Genomic DNA, 18,424 nt, shown 5'->3' with positions numbered 1-18,424 from the left:
TGGTTGATTTTTTTTGTGGATTTTAATCGTTTTTTAGCGAACGTTGTTTTTGAAACGGAATTTGTAATAGATTTTTCAAATTATTGTGTTCTTCAGGGTTCATATGAGTGTCAACTCCATAGATAATCTTCTCTTTTGGGAGGGTTGTAAATGTTCCGAAAAGACGGTCCCAAATAGAAAATATATTTCCGTAATTGCTATCAGTATAGGGTAATACATAATGATGATGTATTTTGTGCATATTTGGAGAAACGATAAAATAACTTAGAAAAGAGTCTACTTTATCGGGTAAAGAAATATTCGCATGGGTAAATTGAGTAGATACAACAGATAGTGTTTGGTATAGAAAAACCATCCACATCGGACTCCCTACAATTAATACGCCTAAAGTTGTGAAAATAAACCGAATGATGCTTTCTCCTGGATGGTGACGATTTCCACTTGTAGTGTCGACCCAAGTGTCAGTGTGATGAATCAAATGAAAACGCCATAAGAATTTAATCTTATGCTGGGTGAAATGAGCGAGATAAGCTCCTATTAAATCTAATAATAACAGTCCGGTAATTGTGTAGATCCATAATGGGATTTCTGGCAACCATTGTAAAACGCCAAAATTATTTTTAATGGTCCAATTGGCAGTTCTGAGTAGTATAAAAGCCAAAACGAAATTGATGATAATTGTGGTTAATGTCAAGAAGAAATTGATTCCAGCATGATTCCATTTTTTATAGTTGAATTTAAAAAGTGGGAAAGTGTTTTCTATGAGCCAAAAGAAGGTTATTCCGCTAACGAGAATTAAACTTCTGTGTGAAGGAGGGATAGTACTGAAATAAGAAATAATTTCATCCATTACTAAAGTCTTTACTCAAAATTAATGATTTTGTTAATATGAAATTAAAAATGTACTTATTTTTTTTATCTCCAATGCTGTAATCAAACTCATTTTTAAGAATTACATTTTGTACTGGTATTAAAGAAAAAAGAGAAGAAATAAGTGGTGAAACTTCTTTTCTTCTCTTTAAAATATAAAATGGTATTACTTGTTTACTATTTTGTTATTGCAACAAGTAAATAGGAGGGTAATTATGCTTTTTTTATTAAACTAATAATAAATAATAAGACCCAAGCGCCGCCAACAGCAATAATAATTTGCCAAAGCAAACCGCCTCCACCGATGCCTAGTCTTCCTGCAATCCAGCCTCCAATAAGACCGCCAATTATTCCAACGACAATATTGCCTAGGATTCCAAAACCTGATCCTTTCCATATTTGACCTGCTAGCCAACCAGAAATTGCTCCAATAAGTAAGAAATATAAAAATTCCATATTTTAAAAGTTTAAGGGATTAATAATCGATTTAAAAAAATAATTATGCAGCGTCATGGTTTTGTAGCAATGTTTTATATATGATCCCTGCTACAACTGCTCCTAAGATTGGGGCAACCCAAAACAACCAAACTTGAGATAATGGCTCACCACCAACAAATATTGCTTGTGATAAAGATCTAGCTGGGTTCACAGATGTATTTGTGATTGGAATACTTATTAAGTGTATTAATGTTAGTCCTAGACCAATCGCAACTCCTGCAAATTTTCCATTTGCAAATTTATCTGTAGCACCAAGAATGATTAATAAGAAAAATAAAGTTAGTACAAACTCAGCAATAAATGCAGACTGCAAAGAATATCCTTCTGGCGAAAAAGCCCCAAAACCATTTGATGCAAATGCTCCAGCTTTGGTATTGTCGATCATAAAACCAGCTTTACCAGCTGCAATTGTATATAATGTTCCTGCTGCAGCAATTGCTCCAACACATTGTGCAATAATGTATGGTACTAAGTCTTTTACGGGGAATCTTCCGCCAGCCCAAAGTCCAAAAGATACTGCTGGATTAAAATGACCACCAGAAATATGTCCTACAGCATAAGCCATTGTTAAAACGGTTAATCCAAAAGCTAGAGCAACTCCAGCAAATCCAATTCCTAGATCTGGAATTCCAGCTGCGAAAATAGCGCTTCCGCAACCTCCGAATACAAGCCAGAATGTTCCGAAAAATTCTGCAAAAAGTTTTTTCATAATAAAAGTTTTTAAATGTTAAAAAGTATATTGATAAGCCCAAAAAATCAAAACTAACTGAAAAGGCATGCGTAATAATAGAACCCATCGAGGCAAACCAAAACTAGCTTTTTCATTTTGATACATATATAGATGTGTTGGGAAAACAGCAGCTAATAACGCTATAATCCCCCATGCTGCAAAATGAGATGTAGCTGAGACTAATAGGAGTGATCCTAGTATAATCTCAGCTACACCGCTTAAAATATTTAATAATTTTGGATTTGAAAAATAAGAAGGAATGATCTTTAGATACATTCTAGGGTTTCTAAAATGATTTATCCCAGCAATAATATACAGCGAAGCCATTAGATATAGGTGCCAAGGTAAATTCATAAATAGTTATTTATTACGAATTTATGAAATAATTAGGAATTTAATACAATATCTTAATTATTTTTAACAAGTATTATCGATTGCTTATTTTTGCTTTTGAAAATTTAAGTTCATAATAATAATCGCAAGTATGATTAAAATTATTCCAACCCATTGAAGAAATATTACTTTTTCATTTAGCAATACATAGGCCATCATTACAGATACAGGCAATTCTAAAGCCGAAACAATACTACCTAGTCCAATTCCTGTAAGTGGGAAACCTATATTCATAAGCATTGGAGGAATAATTGTACCAAAAAGAGCAAGGATAATTCCCCATTTTGCAAAAATAGTAAAGTTAAATGGAGTTGTTTGTGTTGCTATTGCAAATGAAAATACAATAACAGCCCCACCTAAAAGCATGTATAAGCTTCGTTGTGCCGATGAAATTTCGGTAGCAACTCGGTTTGCGGTAAACATCGTAGTGGTAAATGATGCAGCGGCTAAACATCCCCATGCAAGACCACGCCAATCTAATTGGATTTCGTTTTGAGTAATATTAGTTGCTAAAACAGTTCCTGCTAAAACAATTATTACAGCAACTACCTTTTGTTTAGAAGGTAATTTTTTTTCTAGAATCATTTCTAGTAAAACACCCATCCATACCGTTTGCATCAATAATACAATTCCGATAGAAACTGGAATGTATTTTACTGCTAAATAATAGAATAAGCTCGTCATTCCTAGTGAAGTTCCAGCTGTCATTAATTGAGCAATGTTTTTTGGAGTTGCATTTACAACTTCATTTTTGTGTTTTGCTTTTTGAAAAGCGTTAATGATTAGGATTCCAATTATTCCTAATATGAATTGAGATGTGGTTACTTCTGCTGTAGTGAATCCTTCGTCATACGCCATTTTTACAAAAGTGGCTAACATGCCATAACTTGTTGCGCCAAATGCTACTAGAAAAACTCCTTTTAATACGTTATTTTTTATCATTTTATGTAATTTATTGCTTCTGTTTTTAAAAATAAAGCCTGCAAAGATAGTCTTTAGTAATTGATTTAAAAAACACTTTTAATTTGGATATTGCATTTGGAGTATTGTTCTGGTTGGTTATTTTATTAAAAACACTTCAAAATGAAGTTATTTTGACTTATTCATAATTATTTGATGAAGCAGTTTTTTGAGTATGGTATAACTTGAGATTGGTTAATGTTTTGTTTCTCTTGTTTGAAAGGTGTTAGTAAATTGTGTTGAAGTTATATGAATTGGTTGAGTGAAAATAGATGCAGCTATTTTAGTTCTTTTTAAAAAAAAGCCCCGCAAGTATATTTGCGGGGCTTTTTAATAGATTGGCTTAATAAGCCAATTGTAATCTTATTTGATCATTTCAAAACTTCTTTTAACGAAAGCTGTTAATGCTTCTCCTTTTAAAAGGTTTTGAGATAATTTAGCTAAATCTAAAGCTTGTTTTACCAAATGTTCTTGGTGCGATTTGTCTTCAGTGTTCAAGATGTTAGTAGCTAACTCAGAGTTTGTGTTTACTACCAAGTTGTACATCTCAGGCATATTGCCCATTCCGAACATTCCAGAACCACCAGATTGACTCATTTCTTTCATTCTACGCATAAATTCAGGTTGCGTGATGATAAACGGAGCAGCTTGACTGTCCATAGCTTCCAATTGTACGCTGTATGCTTTAGGAATGTAAGCTTCTAATGAAGTTTTTAAAGCTTCTTTTTCTTCATCTGATAATTTAGAAATCGTGTTTTCGTCTTTCTTGATTAAGTTATCAATATGGTCTGAATCGACACGAACGAAAGTTAGATCTTTATTGTCTCCTTCAATTTTTTGAATCAAATGCGAGATGATTGGAGAGTCTAAAAGTAATACTTCGTATCCTTTTTCTTTTGCTGTTTCTATGTAAGAGTGCTGTGCATCTTTATTTCCAGCATATAAAATAACTAATTTTCCGTCTTTATCAGTTTGATTCTCTTTTGTTTTCTCTTTTAATTCTTCTAAAGTAAAATAAGTGTTATCTACTGTTGGATATAAAAAGAAAGCTCCAGCTTTTTCATAAAATTTGTCTTCAGAAAGCATTCCGTATTCCAAAACAATTTTAATGTCATTCCATTTTTCTTCAAAATCGGCACGGTTCTCATTGAATAATGCTTTTAATTTATCAGCTACTTTACGAGTAATGTAGTTTGATATTTTCTTAACAGCACCATCAGCCTGTAAACCAGAACGAGAAACGTTTAATGGGATATCTGGTGAATCAATAACACCTTTTAACATTGTCAAAAATTCAGGAACAATTCCTTCTACGTTATCAGTTACATAAACTTGATTTTGGTATAATTGAATTTTATCTTTCTGAATTTGCATATCCGAACCTAATTTTGGGAAATACAAAATTCCTGTTAGGTTAAACGGATAATCAACATTTAAATGAATGTTGAATAATGGATCTTCGAATTGCATTGGATACAACTCGCGGTAGAAACTTTTGTAATCCTCATCAGATAATTCAGTTGGTTGTTTAGTCCAAGCTGGATTTGGATTATTGATGATGTTATCAATTTCTATCGTTTCGTTTACATAATCTTCTGGAGCATCTTCTGGTTTAGGAAGTGTTTCTGTTCTTGTTCCGAATTTAATTGGAATAGGCATAAATTTATTATACTTATTCAATAATTCATGAATTTTAGAATCTTCCAAAAACTCTAGAGAATCTTCAGCAATATGTAAAACAATTTCAGTTCCACGTGTAGTTTTGTCAGCTGGTTCCAAAGTAAATTCTGGACTACCGTCACATGTCCAATGTGCAGCTGGCTCGTCTTTGTATGATTTAGTGAAAATTTCTACTTTTTCAGCAACCATAAAAGCAGAATAAAATCCAAGACCAAAATGACCTATGATTCCCGAATCTTTTGCTGAGTCTTTATATTTATCCAAAAACTCTTCAGCTCCAGAAAAAGCAACTTGGTTGATGTATTTTTCAACTTCGTCAGCTGTCATTCCAAGACCTTGGTCAATGATGTGGATTTTTTTTCCTTCTTTGTCAATTTTAACTTCAATAGTTGGATTGCCATATTCTACTTTGGCTTCACCAATACTTATTAAATGTTTTAATTTTAAAGTAGCATCGGTTCCATTAGATATCAGCTCACGCAAGAAAATTTCGTGATCGCTGTATAAGAATTTTTTGATTAAGGGAAATATGTTTTCTACTGAAACATTAATTTTACCTGTTGTCATATTTTTTTAAATTTAAGTTTAACATTATGCTTTTCAGATTCTTCAAATAGAATACCAATTGCAGAGAGGGTGACAAATTGTCGCAGGTGTTAATTCTGAAATAAAAAAAACAAATTTTTAAACATATTTAATTTTTTTGCATTGTATCTTTGTAGGAGTATTAATTTTAAATTTGCTAAAACGATGAGAAAAATTATTTTAATATGCATATTAGCCGTAACGGTTTTTGCATGTAAATCAGCTTCAACACCAGTGGCATCTAATGGAGCTGAGCCACTTTCGACAAAACTTGATAGACCTTCTCAAGTTGCAATTAAAGGTAACTGGGTTATTACAAATGTTACTTATCCAGGGTCAGATTATATTAAAGTGAATTCTTTTCAAATTGCAGATTCTAAGTGTTTTGTAGGAAGTACTTGGAATTTTATCTCAAATAATAATAAAGGTAGTATGGCATTAACTAATGCAAGCTGTCCAGAATTTAGCTCTCCAATTGTTTGGAGTGTTAATAAACAAGGGCTTTTTGTTCTTAAAATTGTTGAAGCTGGAGTAAAATCAAAAACAGTTACTCAAGGATATTTATTAAAAGTAGCTAACCAAACAGAAACTTCATTTCAGTTAATTGACAATATCAATGTAGGTGGTCAATCAAAAGAAGTTACATACCAATTTCAAAGAAGTAATTAATAAAATCTAAATCAATATGAGAAAAATAGTAGTTTTAAGTATAAGCAGTTTATTGGTATTGAGCAGTCTTTTTGTAAGCTGTGATTCAGTGAAAAACGCCAATAATACTCAAAAAGGTGCAGGAATAGGTGTTGCTGCAGGTGCCCTTATAGGTGGTATTCTAGGAAATAATTTAGGAAAAGGTGGTAATGCTGCTTTAGGAGCTGCTATTGGAGCTGCTGTAGGTGGTGGAACTGGGGCTCTTATTGGAAACAAAATGGATAAGCAAGCTAGAGAAATTGATCAAGCTTTACCAGGTGCTGATGTAGAGCGTGTTGGAGAAGGAATTCACTTAGTTTTGAATGAAAACGCTGTGCGTTTTGATACTAACAAATCTACTTTAACTACGCAAGCAAAAGCTAATTTAGATAAATTGGTTCCAGTATTTAATGAGTATGCTGATACTAATATCGAAATTTTTGGATACACTGATAATACAGGTAGAGCTGAATACAACTTGACACTTTCAGGACAGAGAGCTGCATCTGTAAAAGCATATTTAATTTCAAAAGGATTAAATGCAAACAGATTCAAAACTTCAGGTATGGGAATTGTTGATCCAATTGCAACAAATGACACTCCAGAAGGAAGAACTCAAAACCGTCGTGTAGAGTTTGCTATTACTGCAAATGATAAAATGGTAAATGACGCAAAAGCTGGTAAATAAGCATTGCTTCTTACATAAATAAATTAAAAGCCGCTTCTTTTGAAGCGGCTTTTTTTTGTATATAATTTAATAACTTTCTCTAAATTAGTTTTGGTAAAGAAGCTATCTTTGTAGCCTCAATTTTTCAATGCCAACCAATGCTTCAAGTTCAAGATATTTCTTTTTCGTATACCGAAAAACCTGTTATAAAAAACGTTTCTTTTACCATAAATAAAGGTGAAAACATTGCTATTATTGGCGAAAGTGGTTGCGGAAAAAGTACACTTCTTAAATTAATATACGGATTATATGATTTAAATGAAGGGAAGATTTTTTATAATGAAAAGCCAATTTTAGGTCCTAAATATAATCTGGTTCCCGGAATGCCTTATATGAAATATTTGGCTCAGGATTTTGATTTGTCTCCTTTTGAAACTGTTGCTGAAAATGTTGGGAAGTTTCTTTCGAATGGTTTTGCCAATATGAAAAAACTACGCGTTCAGGAATTATTAGAAATGGTCGAAATGGAGCAATTCTCTAATGTGAAAGCGAATCTCTTAAGTGGGGGACAAAAACAAAGAGTGGCTTTAGTACGAGTTTTGGCTTTAGAGCCTGAAGTAATTTTATTAGATGAGCCTTTCAGTCAAATTGACGCTTTTCGAAAAAATGCTTTACGCCGAAATTTGTTCCGATACTTAAAGCAAAAAGGGATTACTTGCATTATAGCAACGCACGATAGTACAGATGCTTTGTCATTTGCAGATGAGGCGATTGTTATGCGAAATGGAGAAGTTATCATTAAAGATAATCCAACAAAAATATATGAAGATCCTGAAACTCGTTATGTAGCATCACTTTTTGGGGAGGTTAATGAAGTTCCTACCCATTTGTTGGTTCCTTATGAGGATGAAATGCATAAAACACTAGTCTATCCACATCAATTTAAAATGGTTGCAGAATCAGACTTGCCGGTTAAAATAAGAAGAACTTATTTTAGAGGGAATCATTATTTAATTGAAACAGTTTATAAAAGACAATTGATCTTTTTTGAAAGTGAAATAGACTTGCCTCTTGAGCAGGAAATATTTTTAGGCCTGAATTATTTATAAAAAGTAATTCAAGGATTTAATACAGGGATATATCATTCAACGTACATATTTAAGAGATTAATAAAAAAAATAAAACCCGATTGATTTTAAATCAATCGGGTTTGTTATTTATAAAAGAAATGAAAATTAGTTTTTCAAGTATTTTTCTAAGAATTGGTCTTGTTCCCAAAGCAAGTGTAAGATGTTTTCTCTAGCTACATAGCCATGAGATTCTTTTGGTAAAATTACCATTCTTGCTGGTCCACCTAATCCTTTTATAGCTTGGAAATAACGTTCTGTTTGCAAAGTAAAAGTTCCAGGATTATTATCCGCTTCACCATGTACTAAAAGTAGTGGAGTTTTCATTTTGTCAGCATGCATAAAAGGTGACATTGTATTGTAAACATCTGGAACTTCCCAATAATTACGTTGTTCCGTTTGGAAACCAAAAGGAGTTAAAGTTCTATTGTAAGCACCACTTCTTGCAATTCCGCAAGCAAAAAGATTAGAATGCGTTAGTAAATTTGCAGTCATAAACGCTCCATAAGAATGTCCTCCAATAGCAACTTTCTTTTTGTTTATGTATCCTAAAGCGTCTACTGCATTTATTGCTGCTTCAGCATCATCAACAAGTTGTGTTATGAAATTATCATTAGGCTCAGTAGTTCCTTCTCCAATAATAGGGAAAGAAGCATCGTCAAGAACAATATATCCTTTAGTTACCCAATAGATAAATGATCCATAATAAGGAAATGTAAACTCATTTGGGTTTTGGCTACTTTGCCCTGCACTGTTTTTATCCTTGTACTCTGCAGGATATGCCCAGATTAATAATGGTAGTTTTTCTTTTTTTACTTTGTCGTATCCAGCAGGTAAGTATAAAGTACCTGATAATTGAACACCATCTTTTCGTTTGTATTTAATAACCTCTTTACTTACATCTTTAATGCTTTCAAATGGGTTTTTGAAAAAAGTAACTTGAGTTAAACTATTTTGTTTTTTAATATTTCTGAAATAGTAATTAGGATAATCGTTTTTAGATTGAATTTGTACTAGAACTTTTCCAGTTTTAAAATCTTCAATACTTAATATGTCTTCTTTTTTATCTTTAAATGAAGATGTGTACAGACGTTTTGTTTTTAATGTTTTAAGATTAAGTTCGCTAATAAAAGGGAATTGACCATCTTTAGTAAAACCTTCCCCAAGTAAAAAAGCATTGTCGTTTTCTATAGCAAGGACATATCTATTGTATTGGTTTTTCTTATATTCAAAATTACCAGGATTAGAGTAGATATCTTGTGAGTTTCTGTCAAAAATCAATCTTGGTTTTTGTGCTGGATCAGCTGGATTGATTAAGTACGTTTTAGTGTTACGTGTGTCATACCACTCATCTGTAAGGATTGCTGTATTGTCATTCCCCCAAATAATATCGCTATAACGTTGTGGTGTTTTTGCCAATGAAGTAGCTTCAGTGTTAAATGGAGCATTCCAAAGAAACACTTCGTCTCTAAAATCAACTTTATTAGCTGGATTTCCTTCATCTAAAGCTTCTACATAAGAAAGCGTTGCAGGTTTGTCATTTCTCCATGACATTTCTCTTTTTCCTTTACGAACAGCCATAAAACCTTTTGGCATAATTTCATAAAGCGGAACTTCATTTACGGTTTTTACTTCAGTACCATTGCTTTCGTAAACTACAGATTTTGATGGAAATCTGCTTAATGGAACAATGTAAGAAAACGGTTTTTGGATTGTTGTTAACATTACAAAATTTCCATCAGGAGAAATTCTTTCAGAAGCATACATCGCTGCATTTTTAAATAAAGTAGCAGTACCATTAATGTTTACTTTATAGATTTCTGAAGTAATGATGTTTTCAAAATTAGCTTCATCATTTTTGTTTTTCAACATATCAGCATAGGTTCTGTTTTGTGATTTTGAACCATCAGCATTAGAAACGATTGGACCAGTTGGTAAATCTTTTTTAGAGTCTAATAACGCTGGTCTGTTTTTAGGCAGCATTTTTACTAAAATAGTTTCGTTGTCGTTGAACCAGCTAAATGGAGTTCCAATATTAGCATTCAATGTTGCATCAGTAAGTTTAGTTGCTTTTGCAGTAGGTACATCTATAATCCAAAGTTCTACTCCTGTTTTTGTAGTATTAGCAAACAAGATTTTTTTGTTGTTTGGTGACCATGAAGTATAGCTAATCTGTGGATTGGTTGGCAAATTAGCTATTTCAATTTCTTTAGTATCGCTAATTTTTCTCAACTTAAGATTTTTCACATAAGTAACTGTGCTTGAAATGTTAGTTACTGGATTAATTCTTAAACCAGCTAAGCGAAGTTCTTCTTGATTTAAATCGTCTAAGGTTTTATAAGTATTTCTATAACTTAACAACATGTATTCTTTTTTTGTATCCATTGATACAGAAGGAGCTCTTTCGTAATCAGCCAAATCCAAAATTGATTTTGATGGCTTTTGATACGTTAAATTTTCTTGAGCAGAAGCGACTAAGCCAAGATTTAAAAATAGAAATAAGATAATTTTTAATTTCATAGTTGAAACTTTTATAATTAATGGTTAAGGATTGTTATAATTTGTCTAAAGTAGTTCAAACTTGTTACATTTTGGTAATGAAAAAGTAATGTAATAGAATTTTTCTCAAATTTAGAGTTATTTTCTTACAATTGTAATTGTGGTAATAAAGCGAAGCCAATAGGAATAATATATAGAATTGTTAATTACGAAAAAATGACTAAATTGTGTACATGATTTTTAAAAGATGTTTAGATTTGCAATCCAAATTTTTAACGAATAATAAATAAATATGTATCATTCAAAAATAGCGGGATTAGGATATTATGTCCCTTCAAATGTAGTGACCAACGACGATTTGTCAAAAATAATGGATACTAACGACGAGTGGATACAAGAAAGAACAGGAATTGAAGAGCGTAGACATATTATTCGTGGAGAAGATACTACAACTTCAATGGGAGTAAAAGCTGCGGAAATAGCTATTCAACGTTCAGGAGTAGCAAAAGAAGATATCGATTTTGTTGTTTTTGCAACATTAAGTCCAGACTATTATTTTCCAGGTCCAGGAGTCTTGGTGCAACGTGATTTAGGATTAAAAACTGTTGGAGCATTAGATGTAAGAAATCAATGTTCAGGTTTTGTATATGCTATTTCAGTAGCCGATCAATATATTAAAACAGGGATGTACAAAAATGTTCTAGTAATTGGTTCAGAAGTACATTCAACTGGTTTGGATATGACAACTAGAGGAAGAGGAGTTTCTGTGATTTTTGGAGATGGAGCAGGAGCAGCAGTTTTAAGTAGAGAAGAAGATTCTACAAAAGGAATATTATCTACACATTTACATTCAGAAGGACAACATGCGGAAGAACTATCTTTAACAGCGCCAGGAATGGGAGCACGTTGGGTAACAGATATCATAGCAGATAATGATCCAAATGATGAAAGTTATTTTCCTTATATGAATGGACAATTTGTATTTAAAAATGCAGTAGTTCGTTTTGCAGAAGTAATTAATGAAGGTTTGGCAGCTAATAATTTACAGGTTTCGGATATTGATATGTTGATTCCACATCAGGCAAACTTGAGAATTTCTCAATTTATTCAAAAGAAATTCGGCTTGAATGATGATCAGGTATATAACAATATCCAAAAATATGGTAATACAACAGCGGCATCTATTCCAATTGCATTGACAGAAGCTTGGGAACAAGGAAAAATTAAATCTGGAGATACTGTGGTTCTTGCTGCATTTGGTAGTGGATTTACATGGGGAAGCGTAATTATCAAATGGTAATTTAAAATATTTTTGTTTTTAAAAAGAAAACCTATTCAGTACTGAATAGGTTTTTTTGTTTAATTTCGGTTCTACATAATTTTATTGTTAGGTAGTGCCTATTTGATTTTGTTCAGTGTGAATTTAAATCACAGTCTACTGTAATTGTTTAAGTATAATTTAAAAATGAAAAAAAGCCAATTAGAGATTGCGTGTTTTAATCTTGATTCTGTAGAAATTGCTCAAGCAAATGGAGTAAACAGAATTGAGTTATGTGTTAATATGAAAGAAGGGGGGACGACCCCAAGTTTAAGTTTAGTTCAGGCTGCAAGAGAAAAAGCAACGATTGATTTAAATGTTATTATCAGACCACGTGGTGGAGATTTTGTTTATAGCGATATCGAATTTCAGGAAATGAAAGAAAGTATAATCGAATATAAAAACTGCAAGGTTGATGGGTTTGTATTCGGAAATCTTAAAAGTGATGGGAGTGTCAATATAGAGCAAAATACTGAGTTAATTAATTTGGCAGCTCCGCTTCCTTGTACATTTCATCGTGCTTTTGATGTTGTTTCAAATGTGGTTAAATCTCTTGAAGATGTAATTAATTGTGGGTTTAAAACAATCTTAACGTCAGGACAAGGTAAAGATGTTGTAGAAGGGATTGACGTTCTTGTTGATGTAGTTCAAAAAGCGAATAATAGAATTGTAATTATGCCAGGGGGAGGGCTTCGGTCTTCGAATATAGGACTGCTAAAAGAAAAACTTGGAAATACTTTTTTTCATTCATCAGCGATTACTGACTCTGGAGAAACAGCAAGTGCAATAGAAATTAATGCTTTAAAAGCACAGTTATAAAACCTTTTAAATAAAAAAAGCCCAGAGTGGCAATTCTCTGGGCCTTTACTACTAAAATAATTCAAAAATTTAAAGTTCGAATTAGTGTGATAGATTAAAACATTCCTCCACCACCTTTATTCGTGTTGTCTTCTCTTTGCTTGCGTTGCAAACTTTTGTTTTTACCACCACCAAAGTTGTAGCTAAGACCAAAATAAACAGTTTGACTTTCCCATGTAAATTTTCCTGTTTGAGGATAAGGGTTTGTTGAATCGAAAGCGTATTTCATAGTATCAAAGATATCGTTAAAACGTAAGCTTAAAGTCATTTTATTGTCTAGCAAAGTGTAACGAGTACCAGCATCCATTTTGTACATGTCATGACTGTTGTTTTGTATTCCGTCAACAGCACCTCTGTAAAAACCAAATAATAAGAAACTCAAACGCTTGTTGGCTTTAAAGTTTGCATTAAGTCTAGCATTAAAAGAGTTAGCGCTAATTTCTTTGTTTTCTGTAGTTGGGATATTAGTTATCGGGTCAGTGATAAAAATAATTCCTCGTTGTTTTATGCTTGAAAAATCGATAGAGGGTTGAACGTCCAACCATTTGGTAGCTTTGTAATTTGCAGACATTTCGAAACCATATGCGGTATTGCGGTCGAAATTTGCATAACTCATAATTTGTTTCTGATTTGTAGGATCACTATCATCAGGTTTTAGCGTACGGCTAATTTGGTCATTAATGCTTCTTACGTAAACTCCAGCTGTAAAAGTGCTTTTGCCAAAAATTTTGGTATAGTTTATTTCAACAGAATTAGTGAATTGTGGTCTTAATTCTGGATTCCCTAATGAAGTTACCAATGGAGTCGAAAACTCACGGATTGGTTTTGTTTGTTCTAAACTTGGGCGGTCTACACGGCGGCTATAGCTAAATTGAAATGTATTGTTATCATTTAGGTTATAGGTGAAATAAGCAGATGGGTATAGTGTAATATAATCATCTTTAAATGTAGATTGTCCATGATTTAAATTAGCTTCAACTTTATAACTCTCAAAGCGTGCTCCTAATTGGTAGCTGAATTTTTTGAATTTCTGACCAAAAGTTACATAAGCAGAATAAATATCAATATCATACGTATAATTTGAAAGTCGCTCTGTAGGTGCAATTAGAGGATTTTCGGTAGCGTAATCATTTGTAGTTCTTGTAATTCTTGCTTCGGCACCAGCTTCAAGCGTTGTTTTTTTGTCTAATGGATTGACATAATCAATATTTAATGTGCTATTTTTTCTAACATCTTTTATGTAATCGTTGTAAATTGATGTAGTTGAATTTCCGGTATTATCAGTAGCTTTTCTGTCAAAATAAGTAGTTTGAGGTTGTTTGAAATCATTGTAATTTCCTTCAACATCAAGAGTATGGCCTTCTTTTTTGAAAAGATGCTTGTATGCTATATTATACGTGTTATTAGTATTTTCAGAATCATACTTTGATTTTTCATAAATGTTTTTAGTATCGATGCCGTAATTAATATCAGTATTTATTTTTGTAAAACCATCAAATGCATTTTGATTGGTGTACACCGAAATAGTATTGTTGTCATTGATGTAATAATCCATACCAATTTTATAAAGGTGAGAATCATTATCGCTTTTGACATCGATATTTTGAGTTAAAGGGGTGTCTAATCTGTTAATTAGACCGTCATTAGCATAAAGCCCAAAATTACGTCCAGCAGTTCCAAAGAAATTTACTTTTCCAACCTTGTAATTCAAGTCTAATGAATTATTGTATTTTGCAGTTTCTCCAAAAGTTATTCCAGCATTGAAGTTTCCATTAAAACCATTATTCGCATTTTTATGCAAAACGATATTAATAATTCCAGACATTCCTTCTGGGTTGTATTTAGCACTTGGATTAGTGATTAATTCAATTTTTTTGATTGATGTTGATGGAATTTGTTTAAGCAATTGAGCAGGGTCAATATTTGATGGTCTTCCGTCAATTAATACACGTACATTTGAGTTACCACGCAATGATAATTTACCATCCTGATCTACATTTACCGAAGGAATATTGTTCATAATATCTGAAGCCGAAGCACCAGCAGTAGTAAGATCTTTACCAACAGTAATAACTTTTCGATCGATTTTTTGTTCAATAGTAGAACGTTCGCTAACAATGTTTACGCCTTTAAGTTGCGTAGCTTCTTCTTCAAGAGCAACTTTAAAAGTGTATTCTTTTTTTGATTCACTAAAGAAAAGATTGGCTTTGTATGATTTAAAGCCGATGTATTGTATTTCTAAAATGTAGTTTTTTAAGGGGATGTTTTTTAAAGTAAAATCTCCTTTGTCATCAGTTACTCCACTAGCAATTGTTTTTCCTTCACCTTTTACAGCAATGGTAGCATAAGATATTGGGGAATTAGTGGTTTTCTCAAGTACTTTTCCAGAAATACTTCCAGAATTTTGAGCTTGTACCGATGTTATTACTCCGATAAGCAATAACATGATAATTTTAAGTTTCATAGGATTTGATTTAGTTAGAATAGATTAATTGATTTTTGATTGATGATTATCTTTAAATACAAGTTGATTACTCTCGTTTAAAATTTATTTAAAGCTTCTATTAAGACTATTATTTTGATTATATGTTACAGAATTAATGAAAAAAAACAGAGGATTTATAAAGTGTGCTTTGTTTTTCAGGAGTTTATGGTTGTAAAATTTATTTAAATTTTAATTATTTTGGAATTATTTGCACTTGATATTCATAGATTTTATATCTTTTACATTTTCTGTAATTGATGAATAAGCAGTATATTTGCACACTTTAAAACTAAGTTTACATGTCATTATCACAAATTCTTACGCCTTCTATACAAAAAGCAATACAAGCCTTATTTGAAGTAACAGTAGATAAAATCGAATTTCAAACTACTAGAAAAGAGTTTGAAGGAGATATTACTATGGTTATTTTTCCTTTACTAAAAGTGATTAAAAGTAATCCTGTTGAGTTAGGAAATAAAATAGGAAATTATCTTGTAGAAAACCTGCCAGAGGTAGCACGTTTTAATGTGGTTTCAGGTTTCTTGAACATTGTTATTGCGGATACTTACTATGTGAATTTCTTTAATGGTATAAAAGATGGGAAAAATTATGGTTTTGTAGAACCTAACCCTTCGGATAAAGCAATCATTGTAGAGTATTCTTCACCAAACACAAACAAGCCATTACACTTAGGTCACGTTCGTAACAATTTGTTAGGATATTCAGTTGCTGAGATTATCAAAGCTTCAGGAAAAAAAGTATATAAAACTCAAATCATAAACGACAGAGGAATTCATATTTGTAAATCAATGTTGGCTTGGGAAAAATTTGGAAATGGAGAAACTCCTCAAAGTACAGGTTTAAAAGGAGACAAATTGGTTGGGAATTATTATGTAAAATTTGATAAGGTTTATAAAGAACAAATCAATGAATTAATTCAAGCTGGTAAAACCGAAGAAGAGGCTAAAAAACAAGCTCCAATTATTCTTGAAGCACAAGAAATGCTTTTAAAATGGGAAGCTGGAGATAAAGCAGTAAAAGAGCTTTGGGCAAAAATGAACCAATGGGTTTATGATGGTTTTGCTATTACTTATAAAAATCTAGGAGTAAATTTTGATAGTTATTACTATGAAAGTAATACATACTTATTAGGGAAAGATGTTGTTCAGATAGGTTTGGATAAAGGAATCTTTGAGAAAGATCCAGATGGTTCAGTTTGGATTGATTTGACTGATGAAGGTCTGGATCGTAAAATTGTATTACGTTCTGATGGGACAGCAGTTTATATGACCCAAGATATTGGAACAGCAATTCAGCGTGTAAAAGATCATTCAGATGTTGGAGGAATGGTTTATACAGTAGGAAACGAGCAAGATTACCATTTTAAAGTCTTGTTTTTAATACTTCAAAAACTAGGTTTTGATTGGGCTTCGAGTTTATACCACTTATCATACGGGATGGTAGATTTACCTTCAGGGAAAATGAAAAGCCGTGAGGGAACAGTAGTTGATGCCGATGATTTGATGCAAGAAATGACCGACACAGCTCAAGAGATCTCTGAGGGATTAGGTAAGTTAGATAGTTTTTCAGCAGATGAAAAAGCTAAACTGTATAGCACAATCGGACTTGGTGCTTTAAAATATTACATTTTAAAAGTAGATCCAAAGAAACGTATTTTGTTTAATCCAGAAGAATCTGTTGACTTTGCTGGAAATACAGGACCGTTTATTCAATATACTTATGCAAGAATTCAATCTATCATTCGTAAAGCCGATTTTGATTTTGGTGTAACATTAAGCGGAATCGAAGAGCTTCATGAAAAAGAAAAAGAATTAGTAAAACAAATCGAACTTTTCCCAGAGGTAATCCAAAATGCGGCACACAATCACAGTCCTGCTTTAATTGCTAATTATACGTATGATTTGGTAAAAGAATACAATTCATTTTATCAATCGGTACATATTTTAGGAGAAGAAGATTTGACAAAAAAAATATTCAGAGTACAGTTCTCTCAAAAAGTAGGAGAGATTATAAAATCAAGTTTCAGTTTATTAGGAATTGAAGTTCCAGAAAGAATGTAAAAATAAAAAAGCCGTTAGTTTTAAACTAACGGCTTTTTTATTTTAACAACTAACACAAAACATTTTATTTTTTTACAAATTTATTGATGATTGCATCTGTTTCTGCTTTTGTAGCGGTTGGTTTTAAATCAAACAAAAGAGAGTAAAGTGCTTTTCTTTCTACTTTAGCTTCTAGGTTTAAGTCTTGATGTCTGTCAAAAAGAGTTTGCCATTTATCACGAACGTTTTTCCAAAGCATATTGTTTTCTTTCCACCATTTTTGCCCAGCGATACATTTAATGTCTGCCACTTTAGTGTACACATCCATTCCTTTTTCTTGTGCTAATAAAACATCTTTTCCGCTATCATCGCGAATCAATTTGTCATTATCTTGCTCATGATTCCATCCTGTAGCAGTAATTTCATGAATGTTTCTTCTTTTTAAAACATTATAATCATTACGTTTAGTCTGTTCTCTTCGAGGTAGTGGAGCATCGGTAGTATTTACCCAGTAATCTTGTCCATCTACATGTACCCATGAAGAAGAACCTTCATATCTAGGGCTATCATCTACTTGATATACTTTTTGAGACCATTGCCCTTTTACGTCTTTTTTGTCTAATTTTTTATATTTCCAAGAAGTTCCTTTATCAAATAAATACAAGTCAGTGTTTTCATATAACCAGTCTTGTCTCCAGTGTTTGATAATCATGTCATCACTTACGATTAATAAGTGCTGCATTACAATCTTGTTAGGAGTGTCTTCTAATAACTCTACCCACTCTAAAGCAGATTCATGTTTTGTTTCTGAAGGTTTGTAAGTAAGAGTGTCTTTAGGGTACTTAAAAGTTTCAACAAAATTAAATTTTACTTCATAACAACCACACATCGATTTTATCGATTTAATATCTTGTTGTTTTTTAGATTCCTGACTAAATCCAAAATTTACAGATAACGCCATAACGGCTGATAAACAGAGACCTTTTGTAATCATAGCTTGTGTTTTT

The 18,424-nt window shown here is 32.2% G+C and carries 15 protein-coding genes; 6 read left to right on the top strand and 9 right to left on the bottom strand.

The window, feature by feature from the left end; translation table 11 throughout:
* Positions 1-22 precede the first annotated feature (22 nt).
* From LNQ49_RS08690 to htpG, 6 genes are all read right to left on the bottom strand, one after another.
* Positions 23-850 carry a sterol desaturase family protein gene (locus LNQ49_RS08690; RefSeq protein WP_229988298.1) on the bottom strand — a complete coding sequence of 276 codons (828 nt, stop codon included), beginning with the start codon at positions 848-850 and terminating at the stop codon, positions 23-25.
* A gap of 233 nt (positions 851-1,083) precedes the next feature.
* Positions 1,084-1,326 carry a GlsB/YeaQ/YmgE family stress response membrane protein gene (locus tag LNQ49_RS08685; RefSeq protein ID WP_229988296.1) on the bottom strand — a complete coding sequence of 81 codons (243 nt, stop codon included), beginning with the start codon at positions 1,324-1,326 and terminating at the stop codon, positions 1,084-1,086.
* A gap of 43 nt (positions 1,327-1,369) precedes the next feature.
* Positions 1,370-2,077, bottom strand: a complete 708-nt coding sequence (gene aqpZ, locus LNQ49_RS08680) for an aquaporin Z (protein WP_229988294.1) — start codon at positions 2,075-2,077, stop codon at positions 1,370-1,372.
* An 18-nt stretch (positions 2,078-2,095) separates the two neighbouring features.
* Positions 2,096-2,452, bottom strand: a complete 357-nt coding sequence (locus LNQ49_RS08675) for a DoxX family protein (protein WP_229988292.1) — start codon at positions 2,450-2,452, stop codon at positions 2,096-2,098.
* A gap of 84 nt (positions 2,453-2,536) precedes the next feature.
* Positions 2,537-3,433 carry an EamA family transporter gene (locus LNQ49_RS08670; protein WP_229988287.1) on the bottom strand — a complete coding sequence of 299 codons (897 nt, stop codon included), beginning with the start codon at positions 3,431-3,433 and terminating at the stop codon, positions 2,537-2,539.
* Between the two features lie 381 nt (positions 3,434-3,814).
* Complete coding sequence (htpG, locus tag LNQ49_RS08665) at positions 3,815-5,698, bottom strand: molecular chaperone HtpG (RefSeq protein ID WP_229988286.1); 1,884 nt, start codon at positions 5,696-5,698, stop codon at positions 3,815-3,817.
* Positions 5,699-5,881: 183 nt separating this feature from the next.
* Between htpG and LNQ49_RS08660 the strand changes: the two genes are divergently transcribed.
* From LNQ49_RS08660 to LNQ49_RS08650, 3 genes are all read left to right on the top strand, one after another.
* Complete coding sequence (locus tag LNQ49_RS08660) at positions 5,882-6,385, top strand: lipocalin family protein (protein WP_229988285.1); 504 nt, start codon at positions 5,882-5,884, stop codon at positions 6,383-6,385.
* 16 nt (positions 6,386-6,401) lie between these two features.
* Positions 6,402-7,091, top strand: a complete 690-nt coding sequence (locus tag LNQ49_RS08655) for a YiaD family glycine zipper/OmpA-like lipoprotein (protein WP_229988284.1) — start codon at positions 6,402-6,404, stop codon at positions 7,089-7,091.
* A 137-nt stretch (positions 7,092-7,228) separates the two neighbouring features.
* Complete coding sequence (locus tag LNQ49_RS08650) at positions 7,229-8,179, top strand: ABC transporter ATP-binding protein (protein ID WP_229988283.1); 951 nt, start codon at positions 7,229-7,231, stop codon at positions 8,177-8,179.
* A gap of 126 nt (positions 8,180-8,305) precedes the next feature.
* Here LNQ49_RS08650 and LNQ49_RS08645 read toward each other — a convergent pair whose 3' ends face one another.
* Entirely contained in the window at positions 8,306-10,717 is a 2,412-nt protein-coding gene (locus LNQ49_RS08645; protein WP_229988281.1) for an alpha/beta hydrolase family protein, read from the bottom strand.
* 271 nt (positions 10,718-10,988) lie between these two features.
* Here LNQ49_RS08645 and LNQ49_RS08640 point away from each other — a divergent pair, with 271 nt between their 5' ends.
* Both LNQ49_RS08640 and LNQ49_RS08635 read left to right on the top strand, forming a co-directional pair.
* Positions 10,989-11,996 carry a 3-oxoacyl-ACP synthase III family protein gene (locus LNQ49_RS08640; protein ID WP_229988280.1) on the top strand — a complete coding sequence of 336 codons (1,008 nt, stop codon included), beginning with the start codon at positions 10,989-10,991 and terminating at the stop codon, positions 11,994-11,996.
* A 165-nt stretch (positions 11,997-12,161) separates the two neighbouring features.
* A complete protein-coding gene (locus tag LNQ49_RS08635; protein ID WP_229988279.1) occupies positions 12,162-12,833 on the top strand; it encodes a copper homeostasis protein CutC in 672 nt (223 codons plus the stop codon).
* Between the two features lie 94 nt (positions 12,834-12,927).
* Here the strand turns inward: LNQ49_RS08635 and LNQ49_RS08630 are convergent, their stop codons facing one another.
* Entirely contained in the window at positions 12,928-15,336 is a 2,409-nt protein-coding gene (locus tag LNQ49_RS08630) for a TonB-dependent receptor (RefSeq protein ID WP_229988278.1), read from the bottom strand.
* Positions 15,337-15,656: 320 nt separating this feature from the next.
* Between LNQ49_RS08630 and argS the strand changes: the two genes are divergently transcribed.
* Complete coding sequence (argS, locus tag LNQ49_RS08625) at positions 15,657-17,438, top strand: arginine--tRNA ligase (protein ID WP_229988275.1); 1,782 nt, start codon at positions 15,657-15,659, stop codon at positions 17,436-17,438.
* Between the two features lie 64 nt (positions 17,439-17,502).
* On the opposite strand, the gene LNQ49_RS08620 is transcribed toward argS, so the two are convergent.
* Positions 17,503-18,411 (bottom strand): DUF6607 family protein, encoded by a 909-nt coding sequence (locus tag LNQ49_RS08620; protein WP_229988273.1) that lies wholly within the window; start codon positions 18,409-18,411, stop codon positions 17,503-17,505.
* Between the last annotated feature and the right edge of the window lie 13 nt (positions 18,412-18,424).

The organism is Flavobacterium pisciphilum, from assembly GCF_020905345.1.
Taxonomy (GTDB): domain Bacteria; phylum Bacteroidota; class Bacteroidia; order Flavobacteriales; family Flavobacteriaceae; genus Flavobacterium; species Flavobacterium pisciphilum.
Note: the sequence above shows the minus strand (reverse complement) of the source record. Positions and strands in the feature narration are given on the sequence as shown.